Source organism: Brevibacillus sp. SIMBA_040, from assembly GCF_046535075.1.
Taxonomy (GTDB): Bacteria; Bacillota; Bacilli; order Brevibacillales; family Brevibacillaceae; genus Brevibacillus.
On the sequence record NZ_JAWRXI010000002.1, the window covers coordinates 516,479 to 529,458 of the forward strand.

At 48.1% G+C, this 12,980-nt stretch carries 10 protein-coding genes and 2 riboswitches; of the genes, 2 read left to right on the plus strand and 8 right to left on the minus strand.

Annotated features, from left to right (window positions below; translation table 11 throughout):
- The first annotated feature begins 102 nt into the window (after window positions 1-102).
- Window positions 103-1,113: a hypothetical protein gene (locus tag SB752_RS05550; RefSeq protein ID WP_410714694.1), complete on the plus strand. Its 1,011-nt coding sequence runs from the start codon at window positions 103-105 to the stop codon at window positions 1,111-1,113.
- A 1-nt stretch (window position 1,114) separates the two neighbouring features.
- Here the strand turns inward: SB752_RS05550 and SB752_RS05555 are convergent, their stop codons facing one another.
- Both SB752_RS05555 and SB752_RS05560 read right to left on the minus strand, forming a co-directional pair.
- Window positions 1,115-2,785 (minus strand): PAS domain-containing sensor histidine kinase, encoded by a 1,671-nt coding sequence (locus SB752_RS05555; RefSeq protein ID WP_410714695.1) that lies wholly within the window; start codon window positions 2,783-2,785, stop codon window positions 1,115-1,117.
- 268 nt (window positions 2,786-3,053) lie between these two features.
- Window positions 3,054-4,403, minus strand: coding sequence for a M28 family peptidase (locus SB752_RS05560; RefSeq protein WP_410714696.1), 1,350 nt, complete (start codon window positions 4,401-4,403; stop codon window positions 3,054-3,056).
- A 386-nt stretch (window positions 4,404-4,789) separates the two neighbouring features.
- On the opposite strand from SB752_RS05560, the gene dat reads away from it, so the two are divergent.
- Complete coding sequence (gene dat, locus SB752_RS05565; protein WP_410714697.1) at window positions 4,790-5,641, plus strand: D-amino-acid transaminase; 852 nt, start codon at window positions 4,790-4,792, stop codon at window positions 5,639-5,641.
- 157 nt (window positions 5,642-5,798) lie between these two features.
- Here dat and SB752_RS05570 read toward each other — a convergent pair whose 3' ends face one another.
- The 6 genes from SB752_RS05570 to gcvT form a co-directional block, all read right to left on the minus strand.
- A complete protein-coding gene (locus tag SB752_RS05570) occupies window positions 5,799-6,146 on the minus strand; it encodes a VOC family protein (protein ID WP_410714698.1) in 348 nt (115 codons plus the stop codon).
- 247 nt (window positions 6,147-6,393) lie between these two features.
- A complete protein-coding gene (locus SB752_RS05575; protein ID WP_410714699.1) occupies window positions 6,394-7,224 on the minus strand; it encodes a lipoate--protein ligase family protein in 831 nt (276 codons plus the stop codon).
- Window positions 7,225-7,303: 79 nt separating this feature from the next.
- Complete coding sequence (locus tag SB752_RS05580; protein ID WP_410714700.1) at window positions 7,304-8,371, minus strand: undecaprenyldiphospho-muramoylpentapeptide beta-N-acetylglucosaminyltransferase; 1,068 nt, start codon at window positions 8,369-8,371, stop codon at window positions 7,304-7,306.
- 106 nt (window positions 8,372-8,477) lie between these two features.
- Window positions 8,478-9,947 carry an aminomethyl-transferring glycine dehydrogenase subunit GcvPB gene (gene gcvPB, locus SB752_RS05585; protein WP_410714701.1) on the minus strand — a complete coding sequence of 490 codons (1,470 nt, stop codon included), beginning with the start codon at window positions 9,945-9,947 and terminating at the stop codon, window positions 8,478-8,480.
- Window positions 9,940-11,292: an aminomethyl-transferring glycine dehydrogenase subunit GcvPA gene (gcvPA, locus tag SB752_RS05590; RefSeq protein WP_410714702.1), complete on the minus strand. Its 1,353-nt coding sequence runs from the start codon at window positions 11,290-11,292 to the stop codon at window positions 9,940-9,942. The genes gcvPB and gcvPA overlap by 8 nt, the downstream gene beginning before the upstream one ends.
- Before the next feature lie 41 nt (window positions 11,293-11,333).
- Window positions 11,334-12,437 carry a glycine cleavage system aminomethyltransferase GcvT gene (gcvT, locus tag SB752_RS05595; protein WP_410714703.1) on the minus strand — a complete coding sequence of 368 codons (1,104 nt, stop codon included), beginning with the start codon at window positions 12,435-12,437 and terminating at the stop codon, window positions 11,334-11,336.
- Window positions 12,438-12,614: 177 nt separating this feature from the next.
- Window positions 12,615-12,729, minus strand: a riboswitch (glycine riboswitch).
- A riboswitch (glycine riboswitch) is annotated at window positions 12,730-12,826 on the minus strand. It abuts the riboswitch before it with no gap.
- Window positions 12,827-12,980: the final 154 nt, after the last annotated feature.

The following is a 12,980-nucleotide window of genomic DNA, read 5'->3' on the forward strand; positions in this document are numbered from 1 at the left end:
AAGTATAATTAGTAAATAAAAATGTTTGTTTTCTATCTGCAGTTCTGAACAAGCCCTCTACTCTCATACACTTGTACCAAGTTGGATAGAAGGATGATGCCTATGGACAAAGCCGCATGGCAGATCGCTATTGTATTTGCCGGATCTGCACTTGGAGGAACCTATTTAGGCGGTTATGAATGGCTACGCTTTTTCACATATTTCGGCTCATGGGGAACCATTGGCATCGTGCTTGTCAGTCTCGGGATGGGCTGGCTCGGGTACTCCCTACTCGCTTTATGCCATCGCATCGGAGCACGCTCGATTTACGATCTCTATTTGTACCTATTTGGCGAAGCAATTGCGTCTACTTTATCTGTTGTAACTCATTTTTTATTGATTGCCTATGTCGGAGTCATGGTCAGCCAACTGGCGAGTAACCTCATCCAAGGCTTGTCTCCTATTTGGTTTATCTTCCTTTCCATTCTCCTTTCTGTCGTTTTTATTTTGCGCAGCTGGAAATGGATTGTATCCGGCTTAGGTATCTCCTTGGCCATCGGTTTTTTATTTTTCGGTCTCATTTTTCTGGAACAGTTTCATGTGCCTATTCCCGGTCTAGGCTATCAAATGAATCTGAATTGGCTCATGCATTCTCTTTTTTATCTCGCTTCACACACTCTGCTATGCATCGTGGTCACGATCCCACTCGCCGCTCGCACAGACAGTGAGCATACACTATGGCGTGGTGTTGGGATTGGGACCGGCTTCTTCTTTTTGACTACCCTGCTTGGGCAAGCGATCCTACTGGCATATTGGCACGATGTTCACGCCTCGCCTTTGCCCACGAAGCAGATACTGTTGCAGCTTATTCCCATGGGAGATTGGCTGCTTGCCATGCTTTCTCTCGCACACGGAGGGCTTATGATCGCTACGCTTACGTACGCTCTTGCCGCCCCTGTGGCACAGCGCAATGATTTACAGCTTGCTCCCCTTGTTTTGGTCATTCTGGTTACTCTATTATTGGTTGCCCTGGTTCCACTTGCTATCCCCTGGAGCTCTACCGTGATTGCCAGTGCTGCCACTTACTGCGGCATGCTCGTTTTGGGCAGATACATTTGGAAACGACAAAGCTGAATCAAGAGCTGGCTGAAACAGGCAACAGGATGCTTACTGTAGTTCCCTGTTGCCTTTTGCTTTCAATTCGGATACTGCCCCCGTGATCTTCCAAAATACGCGAGCTGATCATTAGACCGAGTCCAGTCCCGTTTTCCTTGGTGGTGTAAAAAGGCTCACCGAGACGCGGTATATGCACAGAATCTATACCACAGCCTGTATCCCGTATGCGTACACGCAGGTAGGAAGACGATTCGCGTACGACCTCCACGTAGATCTCTCCGCCATCTGGCAATGCTTCAATGGCATTTTTGCAAATATTCAGGAACACCTGCTTCAGCTGATTCTCTTCACAGGAAACAAACGGCAGCTGTGATTGAATCGAAGTATGTATTTGAATGTTATTTAAATTCGCTTGGCTATCCAAAAAGGAAATCACGTCTTCTACGATTTTGGCAACATCCTTTTGCTGGTATTTTACCCCTTGTGGCTTTGCCAATACGAGCAGTTCACTCACAATAAAATTAATTCGATCCAGCTCCCCAAGCATGATCTCGCAATAGCGCTTTTGATTGTCATCCAGGGAGGACTGCAACAACTGAACAAATCCACGAAGTGAGGTCAACGGATTTCTGATTTCATGAGCAATCCCTGCCGCTAATTGGCCAAGCGCCGAAAGCTTGTCCGATTGGCGTAGTAACTCCTTTGCCCGGATCAGCTCGGTTACGTCGCGAGAAAGGATCATGATGCTGTCGACTTTGCCTCCAAAGTCCTTGATCGGTTTGTAGCGTGATTCTACATGCAGCCAATGTCCATCCCGATGCAGCATGCGGTATAAAATGGTCGTCACTGTTTCTTTTGTCCAGCTGCTGATAAACACTTTTTCGACTTTTTCCAAATCCTCTGGATGAATCAGTTTGGACCTGTCCTCCATCTGCATAAGTTCATCTGCCGTGTAGCCCAGTAGCATCGCCAGCGATGCCGATATATATTTGGGAACTCTATTTTGTCCATACACGAAGACCATATCTGTCATATTCTCCGTGATCAAATGGAAATTAGCCTGGCCTTCCTCAACTGACCGTTCTGTGTGCTGACGATTCTCCACTTCCCGTGAGAGCCAGACGATCCCCACTACTTCTTTTGTTTGATTGTATAACGGGACCAAATCATACAAAATACGCACAGTCGTGTCATTTGAGCGACGGTGCGCCATTTCCAAACCGCTAATTTCTCTCCCCTCTAAAACATCCATGTAATGGCGTTCTACAAAAGCAGTTAACTCTCCAGAGTCAATCGAAACCCGGCGGCCGATCAGTTTTTCTTCCTCGTATCCTGTCAGATCCAAAAAAGCCTGATTCATCAGCACCAATTTTCCTTGCTGATCCATGATGGCCATCGCATCCGTCATTTGCTGCAAAACGGCAGTTGCCAGCTCCGTTTTCTTTAGCTGATCGTATCCAACTCCTACTGATGCATCCAATTCTAACGTAGTCTTTTTCCAAAACCGAACTTTCTTCAACAACCGGTTAATCCAAAATACGACAATGAACGTAAACAGCAATTGTGTAAGAATAAAATAGCGTGTGTCTGCATAGTCGGGGGACAAGGATAAAATAACGGCTTGAATTGGTACCCACCCAACTAAAAGAAGAAGGACATAATCAATGGAAAAAGAGCTTACTTGTTTCATCACAACCTCCACTGCTTCGATGATGTCATTACATTAACTAGGTGCTTAGATGACTTGATTCGTTGTTTTACATTGGATGGAAGTGAAACATGGTCGCAAGTAGCAAAATGAATTAAATCGAACAAATTTTTAAGATTCTTAAAAATTATACGATTTTTATCGAAATGTGACTATTCCTTGTCATTCGACATATTGCGACATCATTCTCGCACAAAAAAGCACCCCTTCGCTTAGGGCGCTTTTTTGCACGTTTGGTGGTAGCGAGTAGCTAGATTTCTTCTTCCGCTTCAGGCTTTTGCTCGGGCATTTTCTCTTTTCCTCGCGTGTACGCGTTAGTACTGGTATCCGTAATTTTCGTGATGGCTGTAAACATCAGCTGTGCGGTTTTGCTCAATTGGTCCAGACTGATCTTCTCACGTATATCCTCTGCCTGATTTCGTAACTGATTGACAGGCGGACGTGTGATGAGAGCGGCAGGAATTCCAGCCAAAGCCAAAGTCCTGTCCTCCCGATATCCACTCACCTGATCCTCTGCAGCTGTCGAGAAACGCGCTCCCGCCTTCTCTGCCAGTTCTACAGGCAGGTTCTTTGTCCGATGAGCCGTCGTCACCAGCAAGTCACCAGCATCCTCGCTTCCCACGCCATCTAGGCTATACGCTGCGATGATTCTTTCTTTTTCCCCAGCAGATAAAGAGTTAACGTATGCGCCCGCTCCCTTCTCACCCGCCGATATTGCTCCTAAACTGACGAAGCGTATCTCTGTATCAATCGGACGCTCTGCCATCGTGCGCGCAAGCTCCAATAAAACGGCCAAGCCAGCAGCACCATGATTTGCAGCAGGCGAATAAGGTACGGAGTCGTGATGAGCAGTAACCATCACGATTTGCCCTGTTCCCCCTTGGGTCGGCTTGCGAGTAGCGACGAAGTTTGCGGAGGTTTGCTTGCTGGAGTAGCTCCCCTCTACCTTCACCGTCCCCTTCAGCTGTTCATTGGCCTGAAGCAGCTTTTGTAAAAGCAGCCCCTCTTCTTTTGACAACGCAAGCACTGGCACCGACATGTCCAACGGCTCCTTCAGGGTACCCTTCCATTCTCCTGCCCGATCATTCCCAATAACGACGGCTACCGCACCAGCTGCCGCAGCCTGCCTCACTTTTTCTGCGAATGGAATCGCGCCCCTTTGGACAAAGGCAATATTCCCCCGAGCTTTTCCGTTTTCAAAATCAGCAGCAGTCCCCTGCCCGCTGTTGACAATTCGGGCTGTTCCTACCCCGTTTGGTCCATAGGTCAAGCCATACGGATTCCAGCTCACCTGTACTCCCTCTACTTGAAAAGACAAGGTAGTGGGCTTTTGATAGGTGTAATAGTAAAAGGGCTGCAATGATGTCTGATAGCCGTAGGAGCGCAGTACTTCCTCCACATATGCTCCCGCTGCAAACTCTGTTTCGGTAGCAGGTGGCCGAGGCAGCCTGGCGAGATGATCCATATGTCGAGATAAATTGTCTTCATCGATCCACACTGGTATATCTATCGCACTTACTGTAGAGGAGAACGGTAATGGCAAGAGCGTCATTCCCCAAGCAAGCAGTGCGCTCATGGCATAATATCGGACGGATCGCATAGCATTCTCCCTTCTCATTCGCTTTGTTTATTTATTATGGGCTGTTTTCTCAAACAACGTCTAGTCAGAATAGTTAGTCAAATACTTTCATCCAACGTCAATGGACGACAGCTTTAGTTTCTCTTCTTCCCAAATCTTTCTGTACCCCTATGGCCATTCCTTAGAAAGCGTCGATTTGTCGATTCCTCCACCGAGTTTTGCCTCCATATGAAATGTTTATAGAAGGGTGTCCCAACACGCAAAATTATTGATAACCATTTTGCTATTTTCAAATTGACCCCCTCATACCGATTTGCTAAGGTTGATTCATAAACCGTTGTTAGAAAAACTTGGCTTATCACGGCACGAAAGTAGAAAAAGCGGATTGCACTGAAGGAGGATTCACCATGCTATATGTAGACGGCAATTGGGTGGAAGAGGGTCAGTTAGCGGTGCACCCTGAAGATCGCGGTTATAACTTCGGAGATGGTATTTACGAGGTTGTCCGCATCTACAAAGGGAAAATGTATCAATGGGAGGGGCATCTGACGCGCTTGTACAGAAGCGCTCGGGAAATCAAGCTAGATTTGCCTTGGAGCCCGGAAGAACTCAGTGAAGTGGCTTTGCAGCTCATTGAAAAGAACCATTTGACCGATCAAGATGACGCCAGCCTTTATTTGCAAATTTCTCGTGGAGCAGCCCCTCGTGTTCACGATATTCCGAGTGGCATCAAGCCTGTCATCATGGCTTTCGTTCGTAAAAAAGCGCGGCCGCTAGAAGATATGAAAAAGGGCTGGAGCGCACAGCTTGTCGATGATATTCGTTGGCTCCGCTGTGACATCAAGACTCTCAATCTCTTAGGTGCTGTGCTGGTAAAGCAGTATGCAAAGGATGCCGGTGCACAGGAATCCATCCTGCACCGCAACGGCACGATCACGGAGTGCAGCTCCGCCAATCTGTTTGCCGTTAAAAACGGTGCTTTGTATACGCATCCGGCTGATCATATGATTTTGCATGGCATTACTAGACAGAGTGTGATTGATCTCGCCACAGAAAATGGCATCGCTGTTCATGAGGAGCCTTTCGACATCGCGTTTCTCAAGCAAGCAGATGAGGTATTCCTGACCAGTACGACGGTTGAGATCATGTCGTTAATCTCTGTAGATGGCCAACCGATCGGTGAGGGAAAAGTCGGTCCAATCGTACAAAAGCTACAAGCCTTGTTTGAACAGCACATTAACGAAAGTGTGCTCGTCTAACCACTAAAAGCCTGACATCGCTAGTTGTTCGAAGATAATAAAGTTTTAGATAGACCAATCAAAACAGCGGTAGCCATGGACCAGAAAATAAAGTCCTCGACTCCCGCTGTTTTTTGAACTATCCCCCCGTTAGCTCAATATCAAATGAATGAACTCATTATTTCTCCCAAAGCTCGACCAGTCGACCTTCAGGATCTTCAATCCAAATAAACTTTCCGAATTCACTTATCTCTTTTTCCCTTGCAAGAGGTACTCCAATATATTCAAGATGCTTAATAGTCTCGTCTAGATTATGTACTTGGAAATTTAACATCACTTGTTGTTCTGTTGGGAAATAACTGTCATTCTCAGTAAAAAAAGAAAAGATAGTCTCATTTCCTAATTGGGGTTTTATAACTGTCCCATTCCAATTTTCTAATTCAATCTTCAATACTTCACTGTACCACTTTTTTATCGCTTCAAGATCCTTCGTTCTCCAAAATATTCCTCCGAAACCTTTTATCATCGTATCTAACTCCTGTCTGTCATCAAATTTTTAGCTATCCAAGTACATTTGATATTCGAGTTTTACATGTAACTTCCTTTTTCAACTATACTACCCGTTAACGTAATGACGTATCGTCAGTTCGAATACAATATATTCACGGTCTGCAGTGTCGCGACTGTACTTATTCGCTCATGCACAAAAAAGCTCTCAACGGCATCTACTGCTGTCCGCTGAGAGCTTTTCATTTTGATTACGTTCCTTTGTGTTATCGGCGCAGATTCCACTCGTCTGCCTGGTAGCGAGTTCGTGCCAGCTCTTCTGCAAGCGTGCGCTCTTCGCTCGTCAGTTCAGATGGAAGCAGCTCGACTTCCAACCCCGATGCAAAGCCGCGACCAAATGCATCTACGGCTTCCTGCAGACTGATCGGCCGCGGGCTTACCTCGTTGATCGTGACCGCCTTTTGACGGAAGCTTTCCATCATCCGTTCCTTGACACGCTCGGACGGAAAATTCAAGAGTGAAAACAACAGCTCTACATCCATATCGAGCAAAATGGAGCCATGTTGGAGAATCACACCTTTTTGGCGTGTCTGCGCGCTTCCAGCAACCTTTTTCCCTTCGACAACCAGTTCGTACCAGGATGGCGAGTCAAAGCATGCAGAGGAGCCTGGCGAGTTGTACTTCTCTTTTTCCTCTTCGCTGGCGAGCGAAACCATTTCCGCTTGAAGCCCCAGATTTTGAAATCCATGCAAGAGCCCCAGGCTAATGATTTTGTAAGCTTCTGTCACGCCCGTCGGCATTTTGGGATGCTCCTCGGATACGATGACACTGTAGGTCAGCTCCTGATCGTGCAGGACGGCTCTCCCCCCTGTTGGACGGCGAACAAAGCCAAGACCTCTTTTATGTACTTCATCCATGTTAATTTCCTTTACTGCCTTTTGGAAATATCCGATCGACAACGTTGCCGGATCCCATGTATAAAAGCGAACGGTAGGTCCTACCTTTCCTTCGCTGTGCAATTGCAAAATCGCTTCGTCTACTGCCATATTCATCGCGGGAGACATCGGCTCCGTCACGATATAGCGCCACTGTTCCATAGTAATAGTACCTCCTCATAGGCAACGCCTTCATTGTACGCTGGTCTGGCAAAATTCTGCAAGCTTCTAATGGGCTAAATCAGTTGGCGACCTCCTGTAAAACGGCGATCACCCGGGCCATGGCATCCTGCTGCTTTGCTTGCTGCATCCGCTGCACGATCGCCGCTCGCTGCTCCATCAGCGAGGTAATCGCCTGCACAAATGCCTCGTCCGTGATATCCTCTTCCTGCAGCACATGGCAAAAGCCTTGCTTCTCAAAGGAGCGAGCATTCACTATCTGGTCTCCCCGACTCGCTGCCCGTGACAATGGAATCAGAAGCATCGGCTTCTGCATCGTTAAAAATTCAAAAATGGCATTCGAGCCGGCGCGGGATATAACCAAATCTGCCATCGCTATTAGATCAGCCAGTTCTTCCTGAACGTACTCGTACTGGCGGTATCCCGGTAGCTGAATTTGTTCGTCTACTTGTCCTTTTCCGCAAATATGTACAATCTGATAAGTCGCCAGCAGTTGTGTGAGATTGTTCCGGACCGCTTCATTAATTCGCCGTGCTCCCAGGCTCCCGCCCATCACGAGTAAGACGGGTTTATTTTTGGCAAACCCACAATAGGCGAGTCCTTGATCGCCTCTCCCACGCATCAGCTCTTCTCGCACAACTGCCCCTACGTGAATCCCTTTTTCCTGCGGCAATTGACCAACCGTTTCTGGAAACGTAGCACAAATCTTGTTTGCAAAGGGCGTAGCCAGGCGATTTGCCAATCCTGGGGTCAAATCCGACTCATGTATAACCACTGGCTGGCGATTCAGCCATCCTCCGAGTACTACCGGTACAGAGACAAAGCCGCCCTTGGAAAAGATCACTTGCGGCTTCCACGTTCGCAAAAAGCGATAAGCTTGCCAGATTCCTTTCGTTACACGTAACGGATCAGTGATATTTTTCCAATCAAAATAGCGGCGAAGCTTACCAGAGGATATCCCTACGTAACGAACACCGGGCATACCTGATACTAGTTCTCGCTCGATGCCAATCGTAGAGCCGATATAAGCTACCTCCCAGCCCGCCTGAATAAAATAAGGAATCAAGGCCAGATTGACAGTCACATGCCCTGCCGAGCCTCCACCTGTAAACGCAATACGCTTTTTCATCACGCTCTCCTCCCACATCCCTAGGGAATCGCTATCCCCATCCATGATAGCAGCAACTGGAAAGAAAAGCCGCCCATAACGAACAGGCGGCTTGGCAAAAAAAGTATTACGCTTGAGGTTGATAACGAAGGATCGGTTTTCTGGCAGCTGTTGCCTCATCCAAACGTTTTACAACAGTCGTATGAGGTGCTTCCTGTACAATTTCCGGATTTTCCTCACACTCGCGAGCGATTTGCAGCATGACATCGATGAATTCATCTAGTGTTTCTTTCGTTTCTGTTTCCGTTGGTTCAATCATCAAGCACTCATCCACGATAAGCGGGAAGTAAATGGTTGGTGGATGGTAGCCGAAGTCGAGCAAGCGCTTCGCGATATCTAATGTACGAACACCCAATTTCTTTTGGTTCACGCCAGACAATACGAACTCATGCTTGCACACGCGGTCAAATGGCAGGTTGTACGCTGTTGCCAGACGACGCATCATGTAGTTTGCACTGAGTACCGCATTTTGAGAAACCTGGAGCAAGCCTTCAGGACCCATCGTACGGATGTAGCTGTATGCACGAACGAGGATACCGAAGTTTCCGTTATAGCCTTTTACCCGACCAATGGAATTCGGGCGATTGCTATCCCAGTAGAAGGTTCCGTCTTCTTTCTTGGCAACGATCGGAGTTGGCAGGAATGGCTCCAGCACCTTTTTAACCCCAACCGGACCCGCACCAGGACCGCCACCACCGTGAGGACCTGTGAATGTTTTATGCAAGTTCAAGTGCACGACGTCAAAGCCCATGTCCCCTGGACGAGCGATGCCGAGAATCGCATTGGCATTTGCTCCATCATAATACAAGAGACCGCCGGCTTCGTGAACGATGCTCGCCATTTCCACGATGTCTTCTTCAAACAGCCCCAGAGTATTCGGGTTAGTCAGCATCAATGCTGCTGTATCCGAGCCAACTGCATCACGCAGAGCCTGGATATCAACCAAACCGCGCTCATCAGAAGCAATCGTGATGATGTCCAAACCTGCAACCGCTGCAGAAGCAGGGTTCGTTCCGTGGGCGGAGTTAGGCACAATCACTTTTGTACGGTGGCCTTCTCCGCGGCTTTCATGGTAAGCGCGGATCATCATCAGACCAGTCCACTCACCTGCTGCACCTGCTGCCGGCTGCAATGTAACTGCGTCCATTCCTGTGATTTCAGCCAGCTCGTCTTGCAGATTGTACAAGAGCTCCAGCGCGCCCTGAACGGTTTCTTCCGGTTGATAAGGATGTGTCTGGGCAAAGCCAGCATAACGCGCAATATCCTCGTTAATTTTCGGATTGTATTTCATCGTGCAAGAACCAAGCGGGTAAAAACCGTTGTCTACCCCATGGTTGCGACGCGACAGTTCGGTATAGTGACGCACCAGCTGCAGCTCGGATACTTCCGGCAGCTCAGCTGGACTCTCACGAATCAGATGCTTTGGCAGCAAAGAAGCAACCTCTACCTCAGGTACATCAAGCGCAGGCAAATTGTAGCCCACACGGCCTGGTTTGCTCATTTCAAAGATTAGTGCTTTCTCCTGGTCGTTACGCACGTGTGATCGCCTCCAATTCAGCCGCGAGTGTATCGATCTCTTCTTTGGTTCTCAGCTCGGTTACTGCGATCAAGGTATGCTGAGCCAGCTCTGGATAATCCAGTCCGAGATCGTAGCCACCGATGATGCCTGCGGAAAGCAGCTTTTTGTTCACATCAGCAACTGGTTTGTTCAGCTTCACGATAAATTCATTGAAGAACGGCGAAGCATTCACTACCTCCAGCCCTTTTGCTTCCAGGGCTTTTTTGGCGTAATGAGCTTTTTGCAGGTTCATCATCGCCATTTCCTGTACACCATTTTTGCCGAGCGCTGTCAACGTAATCGCAGCTGCCAACGCGAGCAATGCTTGGTTTGAGCAAATATTGGATGTCGCTTTTTCACGACGGATGTGCTGTTCACGTGCTTGCAGAGTCAGCACGAACCCACGCTTGCCGTTCTCATCCTTGGTTTGACCAACGATACGACCTGGCATTTTGCGCATGAGCTTGGTTGTTGTTGCAAAGTAACCGCAGTGTGGTCCACCAAAGGATGCCGGGATACCGAATGGCTGCATGTCTCCTACCACGATGTCAGCTCCAAGCTTGCCTGGTGCTTCCAATACGCCCAGTGAGAGTGGATTGGATGAAGCAATCAGGAGAGCACCTTTTCCATGTGCGATCGGCTCAATCGCAGCCAGATCTTCTACGTTACCGAAGAAGTTTGGATACTGAACAATAACTGCCGCCGTATTATCATCGATGAGTGCTTCTAATGCAGCAGGATCGGTGACACCGTCACTGTTCGTACCTACTTCTACCAGCTCAACATTTTGACCATATGCGTAGGTTTTCAGCACGCCACGTGCTTCAGGATGGACAGCGCGAGAGACGATCACACGTTTTTTGCCTGTGTGACCAGCAGCCATCATTGCTGCCTCCGCCAAAGAAGTCGCTCCGTCGTACATCGAGGAGTTCGCTACTTCCATGCCAGTCAGCTCACATACCATTGTCTGGAATTCAAAAATAGCTTGTAGCTCGCCTTGGCTGATTTCAGGCTGGTACGGTGTGTAAGCCGTGAAGAACTCACCGCGCAAGAGCATATGATTCACTGTACTCGGTGTGTAGTGCTGATACACCCCTGCACCGAGGAAGTTTACATGTGTACTGAAATTTACGTTTTGATTGGCCAGACGTGTGAAGTACTTCACCAGATCAGGCTCAGACAGTGCTTCTGGAATATGGAGTGCACCTTTGAAGCGTACTTCCTCAGGGATGTCAGCGAACAGCTCATCGATGCTGGTAATTCCAAGCGTTTCCAGCATTTCGCGCTTGTCCTGATCGGTTTGTGGCAGGTAGCGGTATTTCACGAACGTTGTCCTCCTCTAATAGGATGTTTGGTGGTTACAGCTTAGTTTTTTGGACGTTTGTAGAACGGAGCAGCAACAACCTCTGCCTTTAAACGTTTTCCTCGAATTTCTACCTCGAGCTGCGTACCAATAGCCGCGTGCTCGGTTTTTACGAGTGCGAGACCGACGTTCTTTTTCAAGGTTGGCGACTGTGTACCTGTAGTCACCTCACCGATGAGCTCTTCTCCTGCGTATACAGGATAGTGCGTGCGCGGAATTCCGCGGTCGATCATTTCAATACCGACCAGTTTGCGAGGCGCACCGTTTTCTTTTTGTGCCTTCAGGGCTTCCTGACCGATGAACGCTACTTCTTTATCTACCTTCACCGCAAAGCCAATACCCGCTTCGATCGGAGTAATGTCCTTGCTCAGCTCTTGTCCGTAGAGTGGCAGCTTTGCTTCAAAACGCAGCGTGTCACGCGCACCGAGTCCGCATGGTAGAAGGCCGTCTTCCTGTCCTGCGAGAAGCAGGGAATCCCACAGTTTGACCGCTGTATCTGCGTCTAAATAAATTTCAAATCCGTCTTCACCCGTGTATCCTGTGCGAGATACAAGTGCCGAAATGCCATCGATGACGACATCACGCTCAAAGCGGAAAAACCCGATTTGGGACAAATCTGTCGTCGTCAGTTTTTGCAAAATCGATTCAGCCAGTGGGCCTTGAATCGCAATTTGAGCCGTTTGTGGAGAGATATTTTCAATGGTCACACCTGGAATCAAATGCTCCTGCAACCAGGCGTAGTCTTTGTCAATATTTCCAGCATTAATAACAAGCAGGTAATGGTCATCTGCGTATTTGTATACGAGCAGATCATCAATGGTCCCGCCATCTGGATAACATAGAACACTGTATTGTGCTTGCCCTACTGCGAGTTTGGACACGTCATTTGTCGTAACGTGCTGGAGGTAAGCGAGAGCATTCTCCCCTTTTACATCCACCTCTCCCATGTGGGAAACATCAAACAGACCAGCTTTTGTCCGTACCGCCTCGTGCTCTTGGCCAATACTTGAGAACTGCACAGGCAATTCCCATCCGCCGAAGTCGATTGTCTTTCCGCCATACTTTGCATATGAATCGAACAAAGGCGTTCGCTTCAGATTGGACATGTGTGGCACCTCCTGTTAACCATGCGTTATGGCATTTTTCCCCCTGAACTAGAAAACCTGGCTACGCCACGTGTGGCGGAGCCGCGGCTGCGCTTATACCGGATAGAAATTTCTCATTCCTACCAGTACAAAAAAGACAGAGTCGAAAAAACGGTACACCAAAATAAGGGTGCCCATTTTTCCTCCTCTGTCCTTGGTACCTGAGAGTTACCTTGCGAATCAAGTGAGTCGGGGTTCTCCTCACTTGCAAGTTTCCCCTTTGGTGGCTCCTTGCGAGCTCTCTCCAGAGTTGCGTCCAGTAGAGGTACTTTTGCCTGAGAGATTCACCGTTTCCGGCTTGCTCCTTCGGCGCTGCAGTGGTGCTCGCAGTCTCTCCCTGCTACTATCATTCGCGGTGGTTAGATGGTCATACATAAGTTATTGATAACTTTTCCATACTAGGAAAGGAACTTTCTCCTTTATCCTACCACGAGAGCAAGCAGTTGAAAATATACAAATTAACAGTCAGATTAAGAAATACTTAACAAAATGATATCCCATATA